The organism is Phytobacter ursingii, assembly GCF_001022135.1.
GTDB lineage: Bacteria > Pseudomonadota > Gammaproteobacteria > Enterobacterales > Enterobacteriaceae > Phytobacter > Phytobacter ursingii.
In genome coordinates, this window is sequence record NZ_CP011602.1 from 4,201,731 (window position 1) to 4,225,427 (window position 23,697).

22 protein-coding genes are annotated in these 23,697 nt (G+C 53.5%); 5 read left to right on the forward strand and 17 right to left on the reverse strand.

From position 1 onward, the window contains the following. The 6 genes from AB182_RS23350 to dnaB all read right to left on the reverse strand — a co-directional run bounded on the left by AB182_RS23350 (position 1) and on the right by dnaB (position 5,852). Entirely contained in the window at positions 1-369 is a 369-nt protein-coding gene (locus tag AB182_RS23350) for an MmcQ/YjbR family DNA-binding protein (RefSeq protein WP_047372179.1), read from the reverse strand. Positions 370-371: 2 nt separating this feature from the next. Next, positions 372-788 (reverse strand): secondary thiamine-phosphate synthase enzyme YjbQ, encoded by a 417-nt coding sequence (locus tag AB182_RS23355; protein WP_047372180.1) that lies wholly within the window; start codon positions 786-788, stop codon positions 372-374. 103 nt (positions 789-891) lie between these two features. Further along, positions 892-1,596 carry an acid phosphatase AphA gene (gene aphA / locus AB182_RS23360; RefSeq protein ID WP_047372181.1) on the reverse strand — a complete coding sequence of 235 codons (705 nt, stop codon included), beginning with the start codon at positions 1,594-1,596 and terminating at the stop codon, positions 892-894. A 183-nt stretch (positions 1,597-1,779) separates the two neighbouring features. Further along, positions 1,780-2,973, reverse strand: coding sequence for an aromatic amino acid transaminase (gene tyrB, locus AB182_RS23365; protein ID WP_047372182.1), 1,194 nt, complete (start codon positions 2,971-2,973; stop codon positions 1,780-1,782). A 247-nt stretch (positions 2,974-3,220) separates the two neighbouring features. Further along, on the reverse strand, positions 3,221-4,300 hold the full coding sequence (gene alr / locus AB182_RS23370; RefSeq protein ID WP_047372183.1) for an alanine racemase: 1,080 nt from the start codon (positions 4,298-4,300) through the stop codon (positions 3,221-3,223). A gap of 145 nt (positions 4,301-4,445) precedes the next feature. Next, the gene (gene dnaB, locus AB182_RS23375) at positions 4,446-5,852 is read right to left on the reverse strand and encodes a replicative DNA helicase (RefSeq protein WP_047372184.1); all 1,407 of its coding nucleotides are present in this window, start codon (positions 5,850-5,852) and stop codon (positions 4,446-4,448) included. 58 nt (positions 5,853-5,910) lie between these two features. On the opposite strand from dnaB, the gene AB182_RS23380 reads away from it, so the two are divergent. Beyond that, positions 5,911-6,894: a quinone oxidoreductase gene (locus AB182_RS23380; protein WP_047372185.1), complete on the forward strand. Its 984-nt coding sequence runs from the start codon at positions 5,911-5,913 to the stop codon at positions 6,892-6,894. Between the two features lie 305 nt (positions 6,895-7,199). Here the strand turns inward: AB182_RS23380 and pspG are convergent, their stop codons facing one another. The 3 genes from pspG to AB182_RS23395 all read right to left on the reverse strand — a co-directional run bounded on the left by pspG (position 7,200) and on the right by AB182_RS23395 (position 10,033). Next, a complete protein-coding gene (gene pspG / locus AB182_RS23385) occupies positions 7,200-7,442 on the reverse strand; it encodes an envelope stress response protein PspG (protein ID WP_047372186.1) in 243 nt (80 codons plus the stop codon). 151 nt (positions 7,443-7,593) lie between these two features. Further along, entirely contained in the window at positions 7,594-8,592 is a 999-nt protein-coding gene (gene dusA, locus AB182_RS23390; RefSeq protein WP_047373419.1) for a tRNA dihydrouridine(20/20a) synthase DusA, read from the reverse strand. 124 nt (positions 8,593-8,716) lie between these two features. Continuing rightward, positions 8,717-10,033, reverse strand: a complete 1,317-nt coding sequence (locus AB182_RS23395) for a conjugal transfer protein TraF (protein WP_047372187.1) — start codon at positions 10,031-10,033, stop codon at positions 8,717-8,719. A gap of 272 nt (positions 10,034-10,305) precedes the next feature. Here AB182_RS23395 and zur point away from each other — a divergent pair, with 272 nt between their 5' ends. Continuing rightward, complete coding sequence (gene zur / locus AB182_RS23405) at positions 10,306-10,821, forward strand: zinc uptake transcriptional repressor Zur (RefSeq protein ID WP_047372189.1); 516 nt, start codon at positions 10,306-10,308, stop codon at positions 10,819-10,821. Positions 10,822-10,929: 108 nt separating this feature from the next. Here the strand turns inward: zur and AB182_RS23410 are convergent, their stop codons facing one another. The 3 genes from AB182_RS23410 to AB182_RS23420 form a co-directional block, all read right to left on the reverse strand. Then, positions 10,930-11,139, reverse strand: a complete 210-nt coding sequence (locus tag AB182_RS23410) for a CsbD family protein (RefSeq protein WP_039077936.1) — start codon at positions 11,137-11,139, stop codon at positions 10,930-10,932. A gap of 259 nt (positions 11,140-11,398) precedes the next feature. Then, a complete protein-coding gene (gene lexA / locus AB182_RS23415; protein ID WP_047372190.1) occupies positions 11,399-12,013 on the reverse strand; it encodes a transcriptional repressor LexA in 615 nt (204 codons plus the stop codon). Positions 12,014-12,121: 108 nt separating this feature from the next. Further along, complete coding sequence (locus AB182_RS23420) at positions 12,122-12,490, reverse strand: diacylglycerol kinase (protein WP_047372191.1); 369 nt, start codon at positions 12,488-12,490, stop codon at positions 12,122-12,124. Between the two features lie 130 nt (positions 12,491-12,620). Between AB182_RS23420 and plsB the strand changes: the two genes are divergently transcribed. Further along, positions 12,621-15,041: a glycerol-3-phosphate 1-O-acyltransferase PlsB gene (gene plsB / locus AB182_RS23425; RefSeq protein WP_047372192.1), complete on the forward strand. Its 2,421-nt coding sequence runs from the start codon at positions 12,621-12,623 to the stop codon at positions 15,039-15,041. 115 nt (positions 15,042-15,156) lie between these two features. On the opposite strand, the gene ubiA is transcribed toward plsB, so the two are convergent. From ubiA to malK, 5 genes are all read right to left on the reverse strand, one after another. Continuing rightward, a complete protein-coding gene (ubiA, locus tag AB182_RS23430; protein WP_047372193.1) occupies positions 15,157-16,026 on the reverse strand; it encodes a 4-hydroxybenzoate octaprenyltransferase in 870 nt (289 codons plus the stop codon). Positions 16,027-16,038: 12 nt separating this feature from the next. Then, the gene (gene ubiC, locus AB182_RS23435) at positions 16,039-16,536 is read right to left on the reverse strand and encodes a chorismate lyase (RefSeq protein ID WP_047372194.1); all 498 of its coding nucleotides are present in this window, start codon (positions 16,534-16,536) and stop codon (positions 16,039-16,041) included. Positions 16,537-16,715: 179 nt separating this feature from the next. Next, complete coding sequence (gene malM / locus AB182_RS23440) at positions 16,716-17,681, reverse strand: maltose operon protein MalM (RefSeq protein ID WP_047372195.1); 966 nt, start codon at positions 17,679-17,681, stop codon at positions 16,716-16,718. 108 nt (positions 17,682-17,789) lie between these two features. Continuing rightward, entirely contained in the window at positions 17,790-19,100 is a 1,311-nt protein-coding gene (locus AB182_RS23445) for a maltoporin (protein ID WP_047372196.1), read from the reverse strand. Between the two features lie 247 nt (positions 19,101-19,347). Beyond that, positions 19,348-20,457, reverse strand: a complete 1,110-nt coding sequence (gene malK / locus AB182_RS23450) for a maltose/maltodextrin ABC transporter ATP-binding protein MalK (RefSeq protein ID WP_047372197.1) — start codon at positions 20,455-20,457, stop codon at positions 19,348-19,350. Positions 20,458-20,826: 369 nt separating this feature from the next. Here malK and malE point away from each other — a divergent pair, with 369 nt between their 5' ends. Both malE and malF read left to right on the forward strand, forming a co-directional pair. Further along, positions 20,827-22,017 (forward strand): maltose/maltodextrin ABC transporter substrate-binding protein MalE, encoded by a 1,191-nt coding sequence (gene malE, locus AB182_RS23455; RefSeq protein WP_047372198.1) that lies wholly within the window; start codon positions 20,827-20,829, stop codon positions 22,015-22,017. Positions 22,018-22,138: 121 nt separating this feature from the next. After that, positions 22,139-23,683, forward strand: coding sequence for a maltose ABC transporter permease MalF (gene malF / locus AB182_RS23460; protein ID WP_047372199.1), 1,545 nt, complete (start codon positions 22,139-22,141; stop codon positions 23,681-23,683). Positions 23,684-23,697: the final 14 nt, after the last annotated feature.

Here is a 23,697-nt window from a genome sequence, read left to right on the forward strand (position 1 = left end):
TTAAGCCCTGGATGAGGCGGAGTAAAGCTGTTGCCTGACCTGTTCAGGCAACAGTTCTATCGCCTGCTTGTATGAGGCATCCACAAGGTAGTAAATCTGCGAATCCGGTAGCGAGCCATCAAGATAGACGGTGCTCCAGTGTGCTTTGTTCAGGTGCTTGCTTGGGCGCACGTCACTATGTTGCTGACGCAGTAGCTCAGCCAGTTCCGGACTGGTTTTCAAAGAGGCCGCCGGGCGGCCTTCCACCTCTTTTACCATCGCGAACAACACGTCTGAAACTTTTATCTGCGTGGCCTTCCAGTCGCTGTGTACGCTCTGCTCAGCACCCGGCTTTGCCATGCAATACTGCAATAACTCCGAAATTGTCATCTTTATTCCCCTTGTAGCGTCGCGATGATCTTTCGCGAACCGCCGTGGATGCGATGCTCTCCCAGCCAAATCCCCTGCCACGTCCCAAGCTGAACGCGCCCGCTGGCGACAGGAAGTGATAACGACACACCCAGCACAGAAGACTTGATATGCGAAGGCATATCGTCCGCGCCTTCATAGTCATGCTCGTAGTGGGCGTTATCCGGCACCGCTCGCAGAAAATGCTGTTCCATATCGTGACGTACGGTAGGGTCGCAATTTTCATTGAGGGTGAGAGAAGCGGAAGTATGCTGGAGAAGCAGATGCAACAAGCCTGTTCTGATGCGAGACAGATCGCGGATCTGCCCCAGCACCTCATCAGTGATCAGATGAAAACCCCGGGGTTTTGCCCCAAGTACAAGAGTCTGTTGATACCACATCTGCTGCTTCCTTTTAAAAGACGAATCTTTTTAAGTGTGCAGCAAGTCGGCGAAAGGTAAAACCCGACAGACCAGATTTGCTTAAAAAAACAACAGCACAATCTTAATACTCGGAATTTACGATCACCTCTTCACCAAATGCCCCCGCTTGCGGCAGCGGACGATAGGTTGAATTCGATGCGCGCAGGATGCGTACCGGTCGGGCCTCACTCGCTTTCGCCGCCGTCATATCGTCGTCCGAGTCGCCATAGAAGATTTTGATTTGCTTATCGGCCAGCCACTGCGTCTTACTGTTCTGACCGTCTTGCACCCCAGCAAAAATCACCGGGTTCATATTCGCTGCCGGAATCAAAAAATCTTCCTGCAGGGTTTTGGTGACGGTTTCCGTCGCCGTCTGAGTACGACCGGTAATGAAATAAATACTGTCGCCGCGTTTCACATGCAGCGCGATCAACGCCCGCGCGACCTCTTTGGGAATACTGAATTCATCCCAGCCGTTGTTCATTTTCTCCCAGAATTCCGGGTTCCGGAGATAGGCTTCGCTATCCGGAGAGTACATTTTTTTGCCGCGCCAGAAACCAGGACTGGAAAACAGAACCGTATCGTCGATATCAAACCCAACGGCCATCGGTGGGCGATCCACAAGGCTGCGTTCGAGCTGAACGACGGAGACCCAGTGAATGGGGGCCTGTTCAGCCAATTTGGCAACGTTGGTACCTGTGCTGTCCGGCGTCGGCGTCGAAGCCTGGGCAAAGAACGCGCCGGTGAGCGAAAACGATAAGCAGAGGGCTAATGTGAACTTTCGCATATTTATCCCTAAATTTTCAGTCCGTTATTGTCAGATGGCGTGTAAAGCATCAAAAAGCTCTCCGACCATACCCTCAGACACGGGTGAAAGGAAGGCGTTTCTGCGGTTTCATCAGCGTAAACAGGAATATTCGTAGCAGGATCGCGACATTTTCCTCCATGAAGGGAGGAAAAAATGCGTCATTTACATCACAGCGGCAAATGCCTGAGCGACACGGTGCACATTGCGGCTATTAAGCCCGGCAACGCACATACGGCCACTGGCAATGAGGTAGACACCAAACTCTTCACGCAGACGGTCAACCTGGGCAGCACTCAGGCCGGTGTAACTGAACATACCGCGTTGTTTAAGCAGATAGTCAAAGTTTCGCCCCGGAACGGCCTCTTTCAGCACATTCACCAGTTCCTGACGCATCGCCAGAATGCGTGTTCGCATTGTCTCGACTTCCGCCAGCCATGAGGCTTTCAGCGCCGTATCGCCCAGTACCGTGGCAACAACCTGCGCACCGAAGTTTGGCGGGCTGGAGTAGTTTCGACGCACCGTCGCTTTCAACTGGCCCAGGACGCGAGACGCCGTTTCCGCATCTTCACAGATAACAGAGAGTCCGCCTACACGTTCGCCATAGAGGGAGAAAATTTTGGAAAACGAATTGCTGACCAGCGCCGGTAAACCCGCGTCAGCAATCGCACGGATTGCGTACGCATCCTCTTCCATACCGCCGCCAAAACCCTGGTAGGCAATGTCGAGGAAAGGAATCAGGTTACGGGCTTTCAGCACGTTTACCACCTCATCCCACTGCGCGTTCGTTAAATCTGAGCCGGTCGGGTTATGGCAGCATGGGTGTAGCAGAACGATGCTCTTCTCCGGCAGGGTATCGAGTTTTTCCAGCAGCGCGGTAAAACGTACACCATTGGTTTCGCTGTCGAACCAGGGATAGGTGCTGACCTTAAAGCCCGCGCCTTCAAAAATGGCGACATGGTTTTCCCAGGTGGGATCGCTGACCCAAACAGCGGAATCCGGGAAGTAGCGTTTCAGAAAATCAGCACCCACTTTAAGCGCGCCGGAGCCGCCCAGCGTCTGGATCGTTGCCACGCGTTTTTGCGCCACCACCGGGTGCTCTGCGCCAAATAACAACGGCACTATGGTGTGACGATAAGTATTCAAACCTTCCATCGGCAGATAGAGAGACGCACCGTGTGGCTGAGCATTGAGGCGGGCCTCGGCTTCGGCAACGGCCTGTAGCTGTGGGATGATGCCATCTTCGTTGTAATACAACCCGATGCTGAGGTTAACTTTGTCGCTGCGAGGGTCTTCTTTGAAACGCTCCATCAGACTCAGGATGGGGTCGCCAGCGTAGGCGTCAACTTTTTGGAACACTTGGCGGTTCTCCAGGTTTACAGTAGGAAGAATAAGACACAATAAACCGGAAGAGAAAGAAGATCGAGCGGGATGTTTGCACCTGATCGTCTGATGCCCTCACCCCGGCCCTCTCCCACGGGGAGAGGGAGAAAACCAAACGCCAGCGCGGCAAAATCATATCCCGGATAAGGCGCTTGCGCCGCATCCGGGTACTCCCCCGGCGGCGCAAAAGCTTGCCAGGGCTACGGGCGGGGTCGACGCTATGTTAATCGACGTATTTCAAAGCAGCACGTGACGTCAGGCGCGTAATCAATTCGTAGGCGCTGATCCCGGTGATTTCCGCAATGCGCTCAACGGGCAAACCGTCCCCCCAGAAGACAACCGAATCGCCAACGGCATCCTGGGCATCCGGCCCTAAATCGACGCAAATCATATCCATCGCCACCCGGCCAACAATCGGGACTTCGCGACCATTGACCAGCACCGGCGTCCCGGACGGGGCCGCACGCGGATAACCATCGCCATAGCCCATCGCCACCACCCCAAGGCGTGTGTCACGCTCGCTCACCCAGGTTCCACCATAACCGACCGCATCCCCCGCATTGTGCTCGCGTACGGCAATCAGGCTGGAGGTCAGGGTCATCGCGGGCTGGAAGCCAAAGTCAGCCCCCCAGGGGTGACGATCGAGCGGTGACACCCCATAGAGAATGATGCCCGGACGTACCCAGTCAAAATGGGCCTGCGGCCACAGCAGCGTACCACCGGATGCGGCAATTGAACGCTGGCCCGGCTTGCCATCACTAAAGGTGGTGAAGATATCGAGCTGACGTTCTGTCGCGCCACAGTCCGGCTCATCGGCACGGGCAAAGTGGCTGACAATGTTCACCGGCTGGCGCACATTCTTACACTGGCTCAGGCGCTGGTAAACCGCATCTGCCTGCGCCGGGTGAAAGCCAAGGCGGTGCATACCGGTATCAAGCTTCATCCACACGGTAACAGGCTCAGCGAGCTGCGCCGCCTCCAGCGCCGCGAGTTGCTCCATGCTATGCACTACGGCATCAAGGTGATGCGCTGAAACCAGCGGTAGCTCGTCAGCGGTAAAAAATCCTTCAAGCAAGAGGATGCGGTGGGTAATGCCCCCCTCGCGCAGGTGAAGGGCCTCTTCGAGACGGGCGACGCCGAAAGCGTCGGCATCGGGGAGCGTTCGCGCGGTCTCAAGAAGACCGTGTCCGTAAGCGTTCGCTTTCACAATCGCAACCAGGCGGCTGGCGGGAGCCAGTTCGCGCAGACGTTGAAGGTTGTGTCGCAGAGCGCGGCGGTTGACTACAACAGTTGCCGCTTGCATTTGAATTCCTTATTAAAAGAATCTCCAAAGTCATTCGCGTTGCAGCAAGGCGGCAAGTCCGGGCATCCCCGGGAGCTTAGTAAACTAAGTGACCGGGGTGAACGGGCGCAGTTAACGCAGCTGCGGCGTGAAGGAGGAAGGAGATTTACTCGTCGTCGTATTGTGGGCCGGCATAATTATCAAAACGCGACCACTGTCCGTTAAAGGTCAAACGTACCGTACCGATTGGGCCGTTACGCTGCTTACCAATAATGATTTCAGCGATCCCTTTTAAGTCGCTGTTTTCGTGATAAACCTCATCACGATAAATAAACATGATCAAGTCGGCATCCTGCTCGATAGAGCCGGATTCACGCAGGTCGGAGTTGACCGGACGCTTATCCGCACGCTGTTCCAGTGAGCGGTTAAGCTGCGACAGGGCAACAACCGGCACCTGTAGCTCTTTCGCCAGCGCTTTCAGAGAGCGGGAAATCTCCGCAATCTCCAGCGTACGGTTATCGGACAGCGACGGCACGCGCATCAATTGCAGGTAGTCGATCATGATAAGCCCGATACCGCCATGCTCACGTGCAATACGTCGCGCACGGGAGCGAACCTCTGTCGGCGTCAGACCGGATGAGTCATCAATGTAAATATTGCGTTTTTCCAGCAGGATGCCCATGGTGCCGGAAATACGCGCCCAGTCCTCGTCATCAAGTTGACCGGTACGAATACGCGTCTGGTCCACACGCGACAGGGATGCCAGAGAACGCATCATAATCTGCTCGGAGGGCATCTCAAGACTGAAGATGAGAACCGGTTTATCCTGCAACATTGCCGCATTTTCAACGAGGTTCATCGCAAAGGTGGTTTTCCCCATTGATGGACGCGCGGCGACAATGATCAGATCCGACGGTTGTAAACCGGCGGTTTTTTTATTGAGGTCGTCATAGCCGGTGTTGACCCCGGTAACACCGTCGTGTGGCTGCTGGAATAGCAGCTCAATACGGGCAACCGTCGCCTCAAGCACATCCGCGATGTTTTTCGGACCTTCGTCTTTGTTGGCCCGGCTTTCCGCAATTTTGAAAACCCGCGACTCAGCAAGATCGAGCAGGTCTTCACTGGTGCGACCCTGAGGGTCGAAACCGGCACTGGCGATTTCATTGGCGACGGAGATCATCTCGCGCACAACCGCACGTTCACGCACGATATCTGCGTAAGCGCTGATGTTCGCCGCACTTGGCGTATTTTTGGACAGTTCAGCCAGATAAGCAAAGCCGCCGACGATATCCAACTGCCCTTGCAGTTCCAGCGATTCCGCCAGCGTAATCAGGTCAATGGGTTTGCCCATCTCCTGTAAACGGTGCATCTCAGTAAAGATATGGCGATGCGGACGAGTATAGAAATCATCTGCCACAACGCGCTCGGCCACATCGTCCCAGCGCTCGTTATCCAGCATTAAACCGCCCAACACCGACTGTTCCGCTTCAATGGAATGGGGCGGCACTTTCATCCCCTCGACCTGAAAATCGCGGGGTTCAGTCTGTTTGTTGAAGGGTTTATTTCCTGCCATAGTGAATGGAGTTACCAACGTAATGAATGGTTCGAAAGATTATCATTCGGGAGGAAGCATGGCGACAAGAATTGAATTTCACAAGCATGGTGGCCCAGAGGTTTTACACGCTGTCGAATTTAATCCCGCCGCTCCGGCGGAAAATGAAGTCCAGGTCGAAAACAAAGCCATAGGGATTAATTATATCGACACTTACATCCGTAGCGGTCTGTATCCCCCCCCCTCGTTGCCGAGCGGTCTGGGGACCGAGGCGGCGGGTGTGGTCAGCAAAGTGGGCTCTGGCGTAAAACATGTTAAGGCAGGCGATCGCGTGGTGTACGCTCAATCCGGGCTTGGCGCCTACAGCTCCGTGCATAATGTGCTGGCAGATAAAGTTGCTATTCTGCCCAATGCCATCTCGTTCGAGCAGGCTGCCGCCTCCTTCCTGAAAGGGCTCACCGTCTTTTATCTGCTGCGCAAAACTTACGAAATTAAACCTGATGAAGCCTTCCTGTTCCATGCGGCGGCGGGTGGCGTAGGGCTGATTGCCTGCCAGTGGTCGAAGGCGCTGGGGGCAAAATTAATTGGTACTGTCGGCTCCGCGCAGAAAGCGCAACGGGCCCTGCAAGCTGGCGCATGGCAGGTAATTAACTATCGCGAAGAAAGCATTGTTGAGCGCGTAAAAGAGATAACCGGTGGGAAAAAAGTACGCGTTGTCTATGACTCGGTGGGTAAAGACACCTGGGAAGACTCTCTCGACTGCCTGCAACGCCGCGGCCTGATGGTGAGCTTTGGTAACGCTTCCGGGCCGGTATCAGGCGTCAACCTGGGCATTCTGAACCAGAAAGGTTCGCTGTATGCGACCCGCCCTTCCCTCAATGGCTACGTGACGAACCGAGAAGAGCTGGAAGAGGCCAGCAATGAACTGTTCTCGCTGATTGCCAGCGGCGTGATCAAAGTGGATGTGGCACAGTCGCAGAAATTTGCCCTTACCGATGCACGACGCGCACACGAAGTTCTGGAAAGTCGCGCAACCCAGGGGTCGAGCCTGTTGATTCCATAAACCTGGTCCTCCGAATGATTCACGTTGCAGGCAGGCGGCCAGTGAGTAAATGCCCGGGAGCTTACTCAAATAAATGACCGGGATGAATGAGCGCAACCATTAAGCCTGCGGCTTGAAGCATAGGGGTAGAAAGAATTAGGGCTTCCCGAAGGAAGCCCATTCTTTTTTTAGTTCGGCTGTATGTAGGGTACAGCTCGATGAATTCGTTAACGCGGCGATAGTGACAGATTTGATAAGTAAATCCTATTCGCTTCTTAGCAAAGCGCCCGGAAAAGTGTCGAGGTTGTGATCAAGTGCTCAATACTTTAGTAACGCCAACGGTTATTGCGCTGATATTGAGGAATTTTAGGGGTTTTGAGCGCCCGAATAATCCACACCACCGCCACTGCCAGTAACAACCAGGGCAATAGCTTGATCATCAAAGCAAAAAGGCCACCTAAAAACATCACTGCGGTTGCCACCAGCAGTGCTGCAATAATGCCCAGCAATGAAACGCCGGTGGCGAGTAGCACAATAAAAAAGCCGATAACAAACAGTAATTCAAGCATGGCGCGCTCCAGATAATAGATAATGACATCGGGACTATGACTTACAAGATGCATTACAAGAAACATGCCAGTTTTAGTGCATTGATTTATATAAGAAAAGGCTCCGCATCATGATGCGAAGCCTGGTGAATTTGACCATTTTTTAGCGAAATTATTCGCGATTTGCCACAAGGCTCAGCGCGTGTTCCAGCACCGCGACATCGGCCCCGGCTTTATGGGCATTCTCGCTCAGGTAGCGACGCCACTGGCGGGCTCCAGGTATCCCCTGAAACAGTCCCAACATATGGCGGGTGATATGCCCCAGATACGTTCCCTGCTGCAATTCACGCTCAATGTAGGGATACATTGCCCGTACTACCGCTACCGGGTCCGCATCCACCGCATCCGCGCCGAAAATTTCCCGATCAACGCGCGCCAGAATGCCCGGGTTCTGATAGGCCTCACGCCCAACCATCACCCCATCCATGTGCGCGAGATGGGTTTTGGCCGCTTCCAGCGAGGTAATGCCGCCGTTGATCGACATCGTCAAATGCGGGAAATCGCGTTTAAGCTGGTAGACACGCGGATAATCCAGTGGGGGAATTTCACGGTTCTCTTTCGGGCTTAAACCAGAAAGCCAGGCTTTACGCGCGTGGATGATAAACATCTCACATTCACCTTTGCCGGAAACCGTGCTGATAAAATCACAAAGAAATTCGTAGCTGTCCTGATCGTCAATGCCGATACGGGTTTTTACCGTCACCGGAATAGACACCACATCGCGCATCGCTTTCACACAATCGGCCACCAGTTGTGCATTGCCCATCAGGCAGGCGCCAAACATGCCGTTCTGCACACGATCGGATGGACACCCCACATTCAGGTTGATCTCATCATAACCGCGCTGCTCCGCCAGCTTCGCGCAATGTGCAAGCTGTGCAGGATCACTACCACCGAGTTGCAATGCGACCGGATGCTCTTCCTCGCTGTATGCCAGATAGTCGCCTTTGCCATGAATAATGGCCCCAGTGGTGACCATCTCGGTATAGAGCAGCGTATGGCGTGAAAGCAGGCGCAGGAAATAGCGGCAATGGCGATCCGTCCAGTCGAGCATCGGCGCGATGGAGAAACGGTGAGCGGGATAGGCAGCAGACTGATTTTCTGGCGACATGGCGAATAAATGAGCTTTAGGTAAAAAAGGGGCGCTACTATAGCACAGAGAACCGCCGCCGGGCAGCGAGGACATTTGCCTGACCACAAAGAAAAACCGGAGGCGCAAGGCCTCCGATTGTGCATCAGAATGTCATGCTCAACTGCGCACCGGCCCCCCAGGTTTTGTTCTCACCGACTAACCCCATTAGATCAACGTGTACACGGTTAAATGGCGCAAAACCGACACCGCCTGTGAAGACATTGCTTTCATCACCTTTCACATCAGCACGGTAGCCAGCACGCACCGCCAGCCAACTCAGAGGACGAACTTCCGCACCGACACCAACGAACTGCGAATTTTTCTCGCTCTTAAAGCCTTTGGTTTCCGTCAGATCACCGTCAGCGCTCAGTGTCAGCAGATCGTTATGCCACGCCGCTCCAGCGGTAACCAATGGACTGATCTGGTAGGTATCTTTGTAGTTTTTAACTTCGCCGGTTCTGCCATTGGTGATAAAAACATCTTTGGTGTCGATATTACGCGAGACCAGGTTTTGTCCACTCAGACCGAGGGTGACGTTATCTGTTAAATCCGCCGCCAGGCCAACATCAATGTTAAAGCCCGTGTCATCCTTGCGGTACTTACTGTTGTTCCATTCATTTTTGTCGTAATCATAAATCGACGTGGTGTAGTTATAGATCCACGACTTTTGCAGTTTTGGCGTAACGCCGACGGAAAGAGGAACGCCGCCCACGTCGAATTGATGCGCCATTGCGATACCAAAGTCCGTAATGATAGCCGCACGACCTGATGCCGTGGAGTTAAGATTTTTTGTGATCTCGTCCGAGCCATTAGGTGAGAGAACAGCGCCGAGGGCAACTCCCGTGGCGACGGTATCACTGTTCTGGATGCTACGAAGGTAGGTGATATCGTTTTGATCAATATTCGAACTCACACGGGCATGCGCATAGCCTTTAGTCACAAAGGCAACAGATAATACATCGTTAGGAATAGTGACAGCGATACCGGCCCCGGCATTCGCACTCGCGGTTTTGCCATCAAGATAATCAAGCGAATCCGCAAGATCTTTTGCCGCCATCTGGAACTGATCGACAGTCCCAACAGGGTTAAGCAGCACTTCGCGCAGGGTGAGATTATTAACTATGTCTTTGTAATAATCGATTTTATCACTGATATCATTAATTTCATCGCGCAGGTTGTCCTCATCGGTTATCTGTGCGCCAACGGTCGGTAAGATGACCGTAACATTGTCTTCCGGTTTCGCCTTTGCCAGCAACGCCGGGTTAATGAATGCACCACTGCCGTAATTTGCGGAGGCAACACCTGTCCCCCCCATTGCATCATTACGTGCCTCTGCCCAGGTATTTGCCGCTCCGGCTTGATTTGCCACGAAAAAGGAGACAGCGATAGCGACCACCGAAAGTTTAAGATTGTTTTTCACAGTTATGCGTCTCGTAATCAAATGAGTTTATGACCCTGCTAGTTGTGACATGAACAGGGTGGCTCTATTGCTGCGAATAACATCCAAAAAACATCCTATTTCTACGGAATGTAATAAAACGTTACAGAAGATGTTGTTATATGAAGTGACCATCAATATTTATAGAAGACACATGGGGATTGCGAAAGGTGAAGGCGCGGTCGCGATCTCGGCGTTTAGTACAGAACATGATAAAGTGGGGGCTTATGTCGCCATTTCATGAGAGAACGCCTATGGATAAGTCCACTTCGCAAGAGATGCTCGCGCAGGCCGAAAAACTGTGTGTGCAACGCAATGTGCGCCTGACTCCCCAGCGCCTCGAAGTGTTACGCCTGATGAGTCTGCAACAGGGGGCCATCAGCGCCTACGACCTGCTCGATCTCCTGCGTGAGGCAGAGCCTCAGGCCAAACCCCCTACTGTGTATCGCGCGCTGGATTTTCTGTTAGAACAAGGCTTTGTGCATAAAGTGGAGTCCACAAATAGCTATGTGCTTTGCCATCTTTTCGATCAACCGACGCACACCTCCGCGATGTTTATCTGCGATCGTTGCGGCGTGGTAAAAGAAGAGCAGGCGGAAGGCGTGGAAGATATTATGCACGCACTGGCGGCAAAACGCGGTTTTGCGCTGCGCCATAACGTCATTGAAGCACATGGATTATGCGCTGATTGCGCCGAGGTTGAAGCGTGCCGACATCCCGGCGAATGCCATCATGACCACACGATTCAGTTGAAAAAAAAATCGCGCTAGTCGCGATTTTTCTCTTTTAAACGGACAAATAAATTGAGGGTGGTACATCCGTGTACCGTTCGGGCAGGGTAGCCATTGGGGGTCTACACATTGAGGGGGATGTGAAGGCTACCAGCGGTAATCATTCCGCGTTTCCCAGTCCACGACTTCTTTTTCTGCCTGATCTTTGGCGTAGCCGTAACGTTCCTGAATTTTACCGACCAGTTGGTCACGTTTACCTTCGATGATGGTCATATCATCGTCAGTCAATTTACCCCACTGTTCCTTCGCTTTACCTTTGAACTGTTTCCAGTTGCCGCTGACTTCGTCTTTATTCATCATAATTTCCTCATCGTTGGTCATGAACAGCGTTATTCCTTTCGTTACGCTCTAAATATCCTGAACGTGATTATTATTGTAGTTAAGGATAGCGACCATGAATCTTTATTCGGAATTTTTAACCATCAGAAAGGAAATTACCGAACAGATATGCAGACCAAACCTAAGCGAGATCAGGAGGATAAGGGAGAAGTTAAAGCTTTGTCAGGAAAGGAAAGCAACCGTGACAGCAGATCAGCCGCCACGGCTCAGAAAGGTATTACAGCCATTCACCATTGCGGATAACGCCAACCGCAAGGCCTTCAATGGTGAAGTTGTGCTCACGCAGGTTAACCACAATTGGGGAAAACTCACTGTTTTCAGGCAGTAGCTGCACCGTATTACCCTGTTTTTTCAGGCGCTTGACCGTAACTTCATCGTCAATACGCGCAACAACAACCTGCCCGTTACGAACATCCTGAGTTTTATGGACAGCCAGCAGGTCGCCATCCATGATGCCGATATCTTTCATCGACATACCGCTTACGCGGAGCAGGAAGTCAGCGTTAGGTTTGAAGAGAGAAGGATCGACCTGATAGTGTCCCTCGATATGCTGTTGCGCCAACAAAGGTTCGCCAGCAGCGACACGCCCGATAAGCGGCAGCCCGATATCCTCTTCTTCTTCAAGCAACAGACGAATACCACGAGACGCACCCGATACAATCTCAATAACGCCCTTACGCGCAAGCGCTTTCAGGTGTTCCTCTGCCGCGTTTGGGGAACGGAACCCCAACTGTTGCGCGATCTCCGCACGCGTCGGCGGCATACCTGTCTGGTTGATTCGATCGCGAATAAGATCGAACACCTCTTGCTGCCTGGCCGTTAAAGCTTTCATTCCGCCCCCTGGGTGTATATACAGTTATGCTGTGAGTATATACAGTTAAAGGTGATTTTGAAACCAAAATTAAGCAAAAAACGCGGACTTAACGCATTTCTGGAAGCCTTATCGAAAATAGCCCCACAGCAGAGAAACCCATGTAAACAGTGCCAGAAGAATGGCCATTAATACTGCCGCAGACCCCATGTCCTTCGCACGTCCTGAGAGTTCATGAAATTCAGACCCAATACGGTCAACCACCGCTTCAATCGCACTATTGAGGATTTCCACTATCATCACCAGCACAACAGAACCAATCAACAGAACACGCGTAATCGCGTCAACATCCACAAACGACGCAATGATGATGGCAATAATGACCGCAACACCTTCCTGACGAAAAGCAGCTTCGTTAATCCACGCTGCGCGCACCCCTTTCCATGAATAGCCTGCCGCTTTAATGATGCGGGTAATTCCAGTGGTATTGTTGGCCATGAAAAACAACCTTTTTATGTAATGAACGTCAATGTCTATGTAAGCTTATAGAGGTAGAAAAGAAATTCTGCGGACTTTCTGATATTCTTGCCGCGCAATGGCATTATTAACCAGAGGCTTTACATCGTTTATGTCCGGCTGGCCACGAATTTACTACAAATTACTAAATTTACCATTAAGCGTCCTGGTAAAAAGCAAGTCTATCCCGGCGGAACCCGCCCAGGAATTAGGACTCGATACGTCACGCCCTATTATGTACGTTTTGCCTTATAATTCGAAGGCAGACTTGCTTACCTTGCGCGCTCAGTGTCTGGCACACGATTTGCCCGACCCCCTCGAACCGCTTGAAATCGACGGAGCGGAGCTGCCGCGTTATATCTTTATTCACGGCGGGCCGCGCGTCTTTACCTGGTACACGCCTAAAGAAGAGTCGATCAAGCTGTTCCATGACTATCTCGATCTGCACCGCAGCCATCCCGATCTGGATGTTCAGATGGTGCCTGTATCGATGATGTTCGGCCGTTCTCCAGGTCGCGAAAAGGGTGAAGTCAACCCGCCGCTGCGTATGCTAAACGGTATTCAGAAATTTTTCGCGATCTCATGGCTTGGCCGCGACAGCTTTGTGCGCTTCTCGCCGCCGGTTTCGCTGCGTCGTATGGCAACCGAGCACGGGACAGACAAAACCATTGCGCAAAAACTGGCACGCGTAGCGCGTATGCACTTCGCCCGCCAGCGCCTGGCCGCAGTGGGGCCGCGTTTGCCTGCCCGTCAGGACCTGTTTAATAAGCTGCTCTCCTCCAAAGCCATCGCCCGCGCCGTCGAAGACGAAGCGCGCAGCAAGAAAATCTCCCATGATAAAGCACAACAAAACGCAATTGCGCTGATGGAAGAGATTGCGGCGAACTTCTCGTATGAGATGATCCGTCTGTCAGACCGTATCCTCGGCTTTACCTGGAACCGTCTGTATCAGGGCATTAATGTACATAACGCGGAACGTGTTCGTCAGCTCGCCCATGATGGTCATGAAATTGTCTATGTGCCCTGCCATCGCAGCCATATGGACTATTTGTTGCTCTCCTACGTGCTCTATCATCAGGGGCTGGTACCGCCGCATATCGCTGCCGGCATCAACCTGAACTTCTGGCCGGCGGGTCCCATTTTCCGTCGTCTGGGCGCGTTCTTTATTCGCCGTACGTTTAAAGGCAATAAGCTCTATTCGACGGTTTTCCGCGAGTATCTGGGTGAATTGTTTAACCGCGGCTATTCAGTGGAATACTTTGTGGAAGGTGGGCGTTCTCGTACCGGCCGTCTGTTGGATCCAAAGACCGGCACGCTCTCAATGACGATTCAGGCCATGCTTCGTGGGGGCACGCGTCCGATCACGCTGGTGCCCATCTACATTGGCTATGAGCACGTCATGGAAGTGGGCACCTACGCCAAAGAGCTGCGCGGCGCGACGAAAGAGAAAGAAGGTTTTGCCCAGATGGTACGCGGTTTAAGCAAGCTGCGTAATCTCGGTCAGGGCTACGTCAACTTTGGCGAGCCCATTCCGCTGATGAACTATCTGAATCATCGCGTGCCGGAATGGCGCGAGTCCATCGATCCCATCGAGGCTGTCCGTCCTGCCTGGCTGACGCCGACGGTGAATGCTATTGCTGCTGATCTGATGGTGCGTATTAATAATGCCGGTGCGGCAAACGCCATGAACCTCTGTTGTACTGCGCTTCTGGCCTCACGTCAGCGTTCACTGACCCGTGAACAGCTCACCGAGCAACTGGACTGTTACCTCAACCTGATGCGCAATGTGCCCTATGCTGCCGACACAACGGTGCCCACCGTCAGTGCGGACGCGCTTATTGAGCACGCCCTGCAGATGAACAAGTTTGAGGTTGAGAAAGACACGATTGGCGACATCATCATTCTGCCGCGCGAGCAGGCGGTGCTGATGACGTACTATCGCAACAACATTGCGCATATGCTGATGTTGCCATCGCTGATGGCGGCCATTATTACCCAGCATCGTCATATCTCTCAGGACGAAATGCTGCGCCATGTTGAACTGCTCTACCCGATGCTGAAAGCCGAGCTGTTCTTGCGCTGGGAAAAAGAGGAACTGGCCGGCGTACTGGAGAGCCTCGCACAGGAATTACTGCGCCAGGGGCTGATCACCATGAAGGATGGCCAGCTCTATATCAATCCGGTACATTCCCGTACTCTGCAACTGCTGGCGGCTGGCGCGCGCGAAACGCTGCAACGTTATGCCATCACGTTCTGGTTGCTGAGCGCAAATCCGGCGATGAACCGCAGTACGCTGGAGAAAGAGAGCCGTACGCTGGCGCAACGTCTGTCAGTGCTGCACGGCATCAATGCGCCGGAATTCTTCGACAAGGCGGTTTTCAGTACTCTGGTGCTGACGCTGCGTGATGAAGGGTATATCAGCGATACCGGCGATGCCGAGCCCGAGCAGACGCTGGCGGTGTATCAGCTGTTAGCAGAGCTGATTACTTCTGATGTGCGTTTGACTATCGAGAGCGCAACGCAGGCGGAGTGAGTAAAGCGCCGCATCCGGGAGTAACTTCCCTGATGCGCTTCGCTTATCGGGGCTACTCTGGGCTATACGCTTACAGTAGCCCCGATAAGGCAACGCCACATCCGGCAAAATCGCATTACGCCAGGTAGCTTGTCGCCAGGCCGATAAACAGTACCAGCCCCACATAGTTATTATTCATAAACGCTTTAAAGCAAGCGTCGCGATCGCGATTCACAATGAGCTTCTGCTGATAAACAAACAGCGCGCCCGCGATAATGACCGACCCGTAGAAGTGCCAGCCTAAGCCATTGAGCGCGCCAATCGCCACCATCAACGCCAGTACCGCCACCTGCAATATGCCGATAATCAGCTTATCGTGGCGCCCAAACAGAATGGCGGTCGACTTAATACCAATTTTCAGGTCATCGTCGCGATCAACCATGGCGTACTGCGTATCGTAGGCGACCGCCCACAGAATATTGGCGAGAAACATTATCCAGCAACTCAGCGGCACGGATTCGCTTACCGCGGCAAATGCCATCGGGATCGACCAGCCAAACGCCGCCCCCAGCACCACCTGCGGCAAATGGGTATACCGCTTCATAAACGGATATACCCAGGCAAGCAGAAGCGCCGCAACGGAGAGCAGAATGGTCATGGCGTTAAGCGTCAACACCAGCGCAAATGCCAGCACCACCAATACCACAAACAGTATCCGCGCTTCGTTTTCCGTGACCGCCCCGCTGGGCAGCGGACGATTGGCAGTGCGTTTTACATGGCCGTCGAATTTACGGTCCGCATAGTCATTTACCACACAGCCTGCCGCACGCATCAGCCAGACCCCTGCCACAAAAACCATCAGGATCCACAGGGGAGGAACACCAGGCGTTGCCACCCACAGCGCCCACAGCGTTGGCCAGAGCAACAACAACGCGCCAATGGGCTTGTCCGTGCGCATGAGTCGATGATAGGCCAGCAGCTTATCCTGCGAGAGACTCCACTCCATTCTTTTTTCCTCTTAGTACAGCGGTGACGCAGGCAAAAACAGTTCAGTCAGCAGGAGAGGTTTCCCTCCCAGGCGCAGGCGGGAGCGTCTTCCCCACAGCGCGTCATAGCGACCAACTTCAATAAAATCTCGTGTCAGCGTAGATGATGTAAAGAGATAACGCCCAAGCGGCGTGGTACCCAGCTTCTGCAGCGCAAGTTCCGGCCCGGTCAGCGTAGACTCTGGCACCACGGTTCGTCCGGCAAGCCAGGGTTCGCCGTCAGCGCACAACAGGATCTCCCGCAGCCAGTACCTCGCGTCGTCAGGCAGCAAGTGGCGCTCGCCATCGAGCATATCGGACGTCACAAATCCTTCCTGGATAAGCGTCACGGATACCTGTTTACCCTGTTGCTCAAAACGTTTCGTCATGGAATCTTCCAGCAACAGCCAATCCAGTTGCTGCGGGTCGAGCGCGGGAAGTGCGTCAAAATAGCGCAGCGCACGCAATTGCGTAAGCGCGGGGTGTGACATGCCTTACTCTCCAATACATAACGTCACATTATTGTATCGCAGAACAGGCTGTTCCGGCGGGGAAACTTCATTCAGTTTTCATAAGCGCAACAGATATGCAACAGCGTCGTTGCGCCAGAAAAAAGGGTGCGTCAGGCGACGCACCAGTTGTTGCAAACATCAGCATTGCGGGGAGACGGTCACCCCTTGCCTTTTACACTGCTGATAAAGGTTTTCCGGGCGGATGTGGACCCGAGACGCTCAGCTTCATTCAGTAACTTCAGGGCCTTATCGATATCCCCTTTTGCGGCGGCCTGTTTAATGGCCTGGTTGAAATAGCTTTCAGTATCATTCAGCATCGGCTCACTTTTCGCGGCGGATGCAGGCGCAGAGGCCGGTGCGGCAGCCACAGCAGCAGGTGCAGCTGCCGGTGCGCTATAGGCCGTGGCAGGCGCGGCAGTGTTACCTACCGTCACGGGCCCTGGTCCGGATGAACCGAACAGCGGGCCTACCAGCACGCTGGAACCGCTACTGGTTTTCACTTTCAGTTTCACCACACCCTCAGTAACGTGACGGGCTATCGGATCGGGGATATCCGGTACCGCGTTACCCGTTCCTTTGGCGTAGGATTTGGCCGGGTCCATCAGTTTGGTGGTCTGGCGCAGATCGTTCTCGGTAGTGAAGACCAGCAGATAGATCTTTTGCTGGCCCAGCGCAGGCGTCAGGCGCATCACCCCTTCCAGCCTGTCGGCACTCATCACTCCCGGCTCCTGATACGTAAAGAAGCTGCTGGGGAAGTAAGCGGCAGGTGACATGTTCTGGTCAAGAACCAACACATTGGGCGCAAAAACGCTGGTTTGTTTATTCACTTCACTGCTGAGCGTGAGCGTCAGTTCACCGATGTTAGCCGGGACACTGTATGCGGCCACCGGGCCGCTGATACCCGCCACATTCAGGCGTTGGCCCATGGTGGCAAGTTCGGTCGTTTGTGTTTTGCTTTGATCGACAGGCGTCCAGCTCAGTTGCTGGAGTGCGGAGGCCGGAATGGCCGGGGCCGCCGTGGTATTTTGCGGGACAATGTTAACATCAGCGAAGCTAACCCCAGGCGCTGCGGCGAGTAAACCCGCGGTCAGGCACAGGGCGACGAAACTTTTTTTCATTTTCATTGTTATCACCTTCTTTACGAGAGACAGCTAACGCCCGGCAATAGCGCACTGTCTCGAAGAATTGAGGGGCTTGCGCCCCTCTTGTTTCGGTACGTCAGGTGGTGAGAATTACCACCAGATTTCCATCTGGGCGCCGAAGCTCCATTCGTCGTTATCACCACGGCTGAAGGTTTTCGCGGAAGTATCGCGATACGCTAAGCCAGAGGTGTAAGCGGCACCGGAATCACTGTTGGCATAGCCCCATTTCTCATCCCACTTCGCGTAGGTTGCGAAAACACGAATCGCCGGACGAGACCAGATGCTGTCGCCAGCCTGCCACTGTTGAGCAAGGGTGATTTTGTACTGGTTGTTGGTTTCGCTGGTGCGCTGGGATTTGACGTTGTCATAACCCACTTCCAGCAGGGTGCTCATGATCGGCGTCCATTTGTACATAGGACGTACGCCCACGGTCCACCATTTGGTACCGTTGTTGTCGTCACGGTTGATATCCTGGTACATACCGACATACATCAGGTCCCAGCTTTCAGCGAGGTTGATTGCACCGTGATCCAGCACGCGCCACAGTGAACCGTTGTTGTTGATGCTGCCGCCCTGCGGAATACCTTTACCGTTAGAGGTCATGGAGTCTGTTGCGTACTGCAGAACAAACTTGTTGTAACCCTTCATCATGCTCTGGGTATGTTCAGCGGTGAACATCCAGCCATCTTTCGATGCGCCCGGTGCCAGGTCATATTTGTCCGGCAGGTTGGTGTGACCGTAATCCACACCGAACTCCAGCGTACCGCCAGGGTTGACAGCCATTTGCGCTAAACGCACGTCGAAGACATCATTCGGCACCAGGTTGTCATACACGCGATTACCCAGCGAGTCACGGTCAGCAAAAGTACCGGAACCGCCCGCTTCAGATGAACGGGTTGCCGCTAAAGAGAGTTTACCGAAGCCAACGTCAACGTTTTCAAGACCGGCACCAGGACCAGAGATATCCCAGTAGTAGAAGTCGATCATGTGAACGTCATGACGTTGATAGAAGCGTTTACCTGCCCAGATGGTGGAGCCCGGCAGCGCGTCGATCAGGTTTTTACCCTGAACGTTGGCTTCACGGAACGCAGGGCTGGTCGCTTCCCAGTCATTCCGTTGGGCAACGGAGTAGGCTACGTTGGTATCGAAGTAGAAGCTCTTGTCGCCTTCTTTCCACACTTCCTGGCCCAGTTTCAGTTCGGCGTAGGTTTCGCATTCGTTACCAAGACGATACTTACTTTGAGCACCGGTGGCCTGGAAGCACTGTTGCTCGCCGCCACTGCCGGTCCAGCCAATACCCGAACGGGCATAGCCTTTAAAATCGACAGCGCCCGCCTGGGCAGACAAAATGCCCGCGGCGATGGCGATTGCCAGTGGAACTTTGCGCAGAGTAGTCATCATTCTATCTCCTGAGATCATTGCTTTTCTTTAAACGCGCCGCCCTTCGGACTGCCTCTTCGTTGGCTGCACTTCTTCACCCCTAGTCACGTACTCGCCGTACGATCCCGACAATGAAGGAAGGACATCCCTGTCCCTCACCGAAGGCAGCCTTCGGCTGTTCAAATTCGTTCCTGACGAATTTGTCATTCGCTTACCGCGTCGATACCGTCGCGAATGGTTTAGCGTTTTGCTTTTTTAATGGGAGACCTTAAACGCCCGGCTCTTTATGCAACCGACGACAGGCGGTGCCATCTTCACGGAAAAGATGACAGCGCTCCGGTGGCAGACCGATAGCGAATGTGGCCCCCTCTTCTACCAACACCACGTCATTCTGGCGGTAGACCAGGTTTTGACGGATGGCGGGGATCTGGATGTGAATTTGTGTTTCGTGACCGAGCTGTTCAACGACCTGAACCTCACCTTCCAGGGTGACATCGGCGATGTCGCTGGGCAGCAAGTGTTCAGGGCGAATACCGAGTGACATATTGCTGCCGACCTGCACATTGGCGCTGTCGACAGGCAGCCAGACCTGCTGGCGGTTAGGCAACTCGACCTGGACTTGTTCAATGGCGGTAGCGGTAACCTTCACCGGCAGGAAATTCATTTTTGGCGAACCAATAAACCCGGCGACAAAGCGGTCTGATGGGTAGTGGTAAAGCTCAAGCGGTTTGCCCACTTGGGCGACGCGACCAGCGTCCAGCACCACAATTTTGTCGGCCAGCGTCATCGCTTCCACCTGATCATGGGTGACGTAAATCATCGTGCGACCCAGACGCTTATGCAGGCGTGAAATCTCGATACGCATCTGTACACGCAGTGCGGCATCAAGGTTGGATAACGGTTCATCCAGCAGAAAAACGCGCGGTTCCGCCACCAGCGTACGGCCAATCGCCACACGCTGACGCTGACCGCCAGACAAGGCTTTCGGTTTACGCTCCAGTAAATGCGCCAGTTGCAAGACTTCTGCTACCTGCGTTACTCGCTGGTTAATGACCTCTTTTTTCGCCCCGGCCAGCTTTAAGCCAAATGACATGTTCTCCGCCACGGAAAGGTGGGGATAGAGTGCGTAAGACTGAAACACCATGCCCACGCCGCGCTCGGCGGGCGGGATATCGTTCATGCGGGCATCGCCAATAAACAAATCGCCGCTGGTAATGGTTTCCAGACCCGCAATCATGCGCAGCAGCGTCGACTTCCCACAGCCTGACGGACCGACAAACACCACGAACTCTCCTTCGTGGATGTCGAGATTGATGTCTTTTGACACCACCACATCGCCCCAGGCTTTCGTTACATTCCGCAGCTGTACGCTCGCCATGCCCTTCTCCCTTCGTTACAACCTGTCACTTACAGAAACATTCAAGATGGGCTGACTATGGGCTATTGATAACGCTGGCGAATCCTCCACCCCCTCGCTTTTTTATGGGGGAGGAGACGGGAGGATGAGAGGGACGAGTCTGCCCCGGGGCGCCGGAGGCCGGGGCGATTTTCGTGACGCAGGCGGCAAAAATCGGTGGTTTTTTATGTGCGCTGACACACATAAAGAAACTTTATGTAACAGAGATCACACAAATACCCCCGGGGGCGTAGGTTTGAGGAGGATGAGAAGCGCTTGCCAACAAAGGAGACTACACCCCGTTAGACCACCAAACATATCCACGAGCACATCACCTAAAGGACGGGATATATGAAATTCAAAACAGGCGCACGCATCCTCGCATTGTCCGCACTGACGACGATGATGTTCTCCGCTTCTGCCCTCGCAAAGATTGAAGAAGGTAAGCTGGTTATCTGGATCAACGGCGACAAAGGCTATAACGGCCTGGCCGAAGTGGGTAAAAAATTCGAGAAAGATACCGGTATTAAGGTCACCGTTGAGCACCCGGATAAGCTGGAAGAGAAATTCCCGCAAGTTGCGGCCACCGGTGATGGCCCGGACATTATTTTCTGGGCCCATGACCGTTTTGGCGGCTACGCGCAGTCTGGCCTGCTGGCAGAAGTGACCCCGGATAAAGCCTTCCAGGACAAGTTATTCCCGTTCACCTGGGATGCAGTGCGTTATAACGGCAAGTTGATCGCCTACCCGGTCGCCGTGGAATCCCTCTCACTGATTTACAACAAAGATCTGGTGCCGAACCCGCCTAAAACCTGGGAAGAAATCCCCGCGCTGGATAAAGAGCTGAAAGCGAAAGGTAAGAGCGCGCTGATGTTCAACCTGCAAGAACCGTACTTCACCTGGCCGCTGATTGCTGCTGATGGCGGTTATGCCTTCAAGTTTGAAAACGGTAAATATGACGTGAAAGACGTCGGCGTGGACAGCGCAGGCGCGAAAGCAGGTCTGGGTTTCCTGGTCAAACTCATCAAAGACAAACATATGAATGCGGATACGGATTACTCCATCGCCGAAGCCGCGTTTAACAAAGGCGAGACTGCGCTGACCATCAACGGTCCATGGGCGTGGGGCAACATTGATAAGAGCAAAATCAACTACGGCGTAACCTCTTTGCCAACCTTTAAAGGCAAAGCGTCCAAACCGTTCGTTGGCGTGCTGAGCGCCGGTATTAACGCCGCCAGCCCGAACAAAGAACTGGCAAAAGAGTTTCTGGAAAACTACCTGATTACCGATCAGGGTCTGGAAGAAGTGAACAAAGACAAACCGCTCGGCGCAGTAGCGCTGAAATCCTTCCAGGAGCAGTTAGCGAAAGACCCACGTATTGCGGCAACGATGGATAACGCCCAGAAAGGCGAAATCATGCCGAACATCCCGCAGATGGCCGCCTTCTGGTACGCCACCCGCACCGCGGTTATCAACGCTGTGAGCGGTCGTCAGACTGTCGATGCTGCGCTGAAAGACGCACAGGGCCGTATTACGAAGTAAGTCAGGCTGTTCCCCCCTCATCCCGGCCTTCTCCCTCAAGGGAGAAGGAGAAAACCGCCACCTCTCCCTCAGGGAGAGGGTTGGGGTGAGGGTTGTTTAATTGTTGTAGAGGAAGATCCCCATGGATGTCATTAAAAAGAAGCACTGGTGGCAAAGCGACGCGCTGAAATGGTCAGTGATAGGTCTGCTGGGCTTACTGGTGGGATACCTTGTAGTTTTAATGTACGCACAAGGGGAATACCTTTTCGCCATCACGACGCTGATCCTGAGCTCGGCTGGCCTGTACATCTTCGCTAACCGTAAAACCTACGCCTGGCGTTATGTTTATCCGGGCCTGGCAGGGATGGGGCTGTTTGTCCTGTTCCCGTTGATTTGTACCATCGCCATTGCGTTTACTAACTACAGTAGTACCCACCAGCTCACGCAAGAACGCGCGCAGCAGGTGCTGATGGACCGCTCTTATCAGGCGGGCAAAACCTATAACTTTACCCTTTTCCCGTCAGAGGGAAGCTGGCGACTGGCCCTGACCGACGGGGAAAGCGGCAAAAACTTTCTTTCGGACGCCTTTAAACTCGGGGGCGAGCAAAAAATCGTCTTAAAAGAGACGGATGCCCTACCTGCGGGTGAACGTGGCACCCTGCGTGACGTCACACAAAACCGCACCGCGCTCAACCAGCTGACCGCCGTGTTGCCAGATAACAGCAATGTTGTGATGAGTTCGCTGCGTCAGTTCTCAGGTACCACGCCGCTGTACAGCATGGCGGAGGACGGCACGCTCACCAACAAGCAGAGTGGTGTGAAATACCGTCCTAATAACAGTCTGGGTTTCTACCAGGCGGTTAATGCCGATAACAGCTGGGGTGATGAAAAGCTCAGTCCGGGATACACCGTGACCATTGGCTGGGATAACTTCATGCGCGTCTTTACCGATGAGGGTATCCAGAAACCGTTTATTGAGATTTTCGTCTGGACGGTGGTCTTCTCGCTGCTAACCGTCGTGTTGACCGTTGCCGTCGGCATGGTGCTGGCCTGTCTGGTGCAGTGGGAATCGCTGAAAGGCAAGGCCATCTACCGCGTCCTGCTGATTCTGCCTTACGCCGTACCGTCGTTTATCTCGATTCTGATCTTCAAGGGGCTGTTTAACCAGAGCTTCGGTGAGATCAACATGATGCTGAGCGCGCTGTTTGGCATCAAACCGGCGTGGTTTAGCGACCCGACCACGGCACGTTCGATGATCATTATCGTCAACACCTGGCTCGGTTATCCGTACATGATGATTCTGTGCATGGGGCTGCTGAAAGCGATTCCGGACGATTTGTATGAAGCCTCGGCAATGGATGGCGCCGGGCCGTTCCAGAACTTTTTCCGCATCACTTTGCCGCTGCTGATCAAGCCGCTCACGCCGCTGATGATTGCCAGTTTCGCCTTTAACTTTAATAACTTCGTGTTGATTCAGTTGTTGACTAACGGTGGCCCGGATCGTATCGGCACCACCACGCCTGCGGGCTACACCGACCTGTTGGTCAGCTACACCTACCGCATTGCCTTTGAAGGTGGCGGTGGGCAAGATTTTGGCCTCGCCGCCGCTATCGCCACGCTGATTTTCTTGCTGGTTGGCGTGCTTGCCATCGTCAATCTGAAAGCCACACGCATGAAATTTGATTAAGGAGGGCGATGATT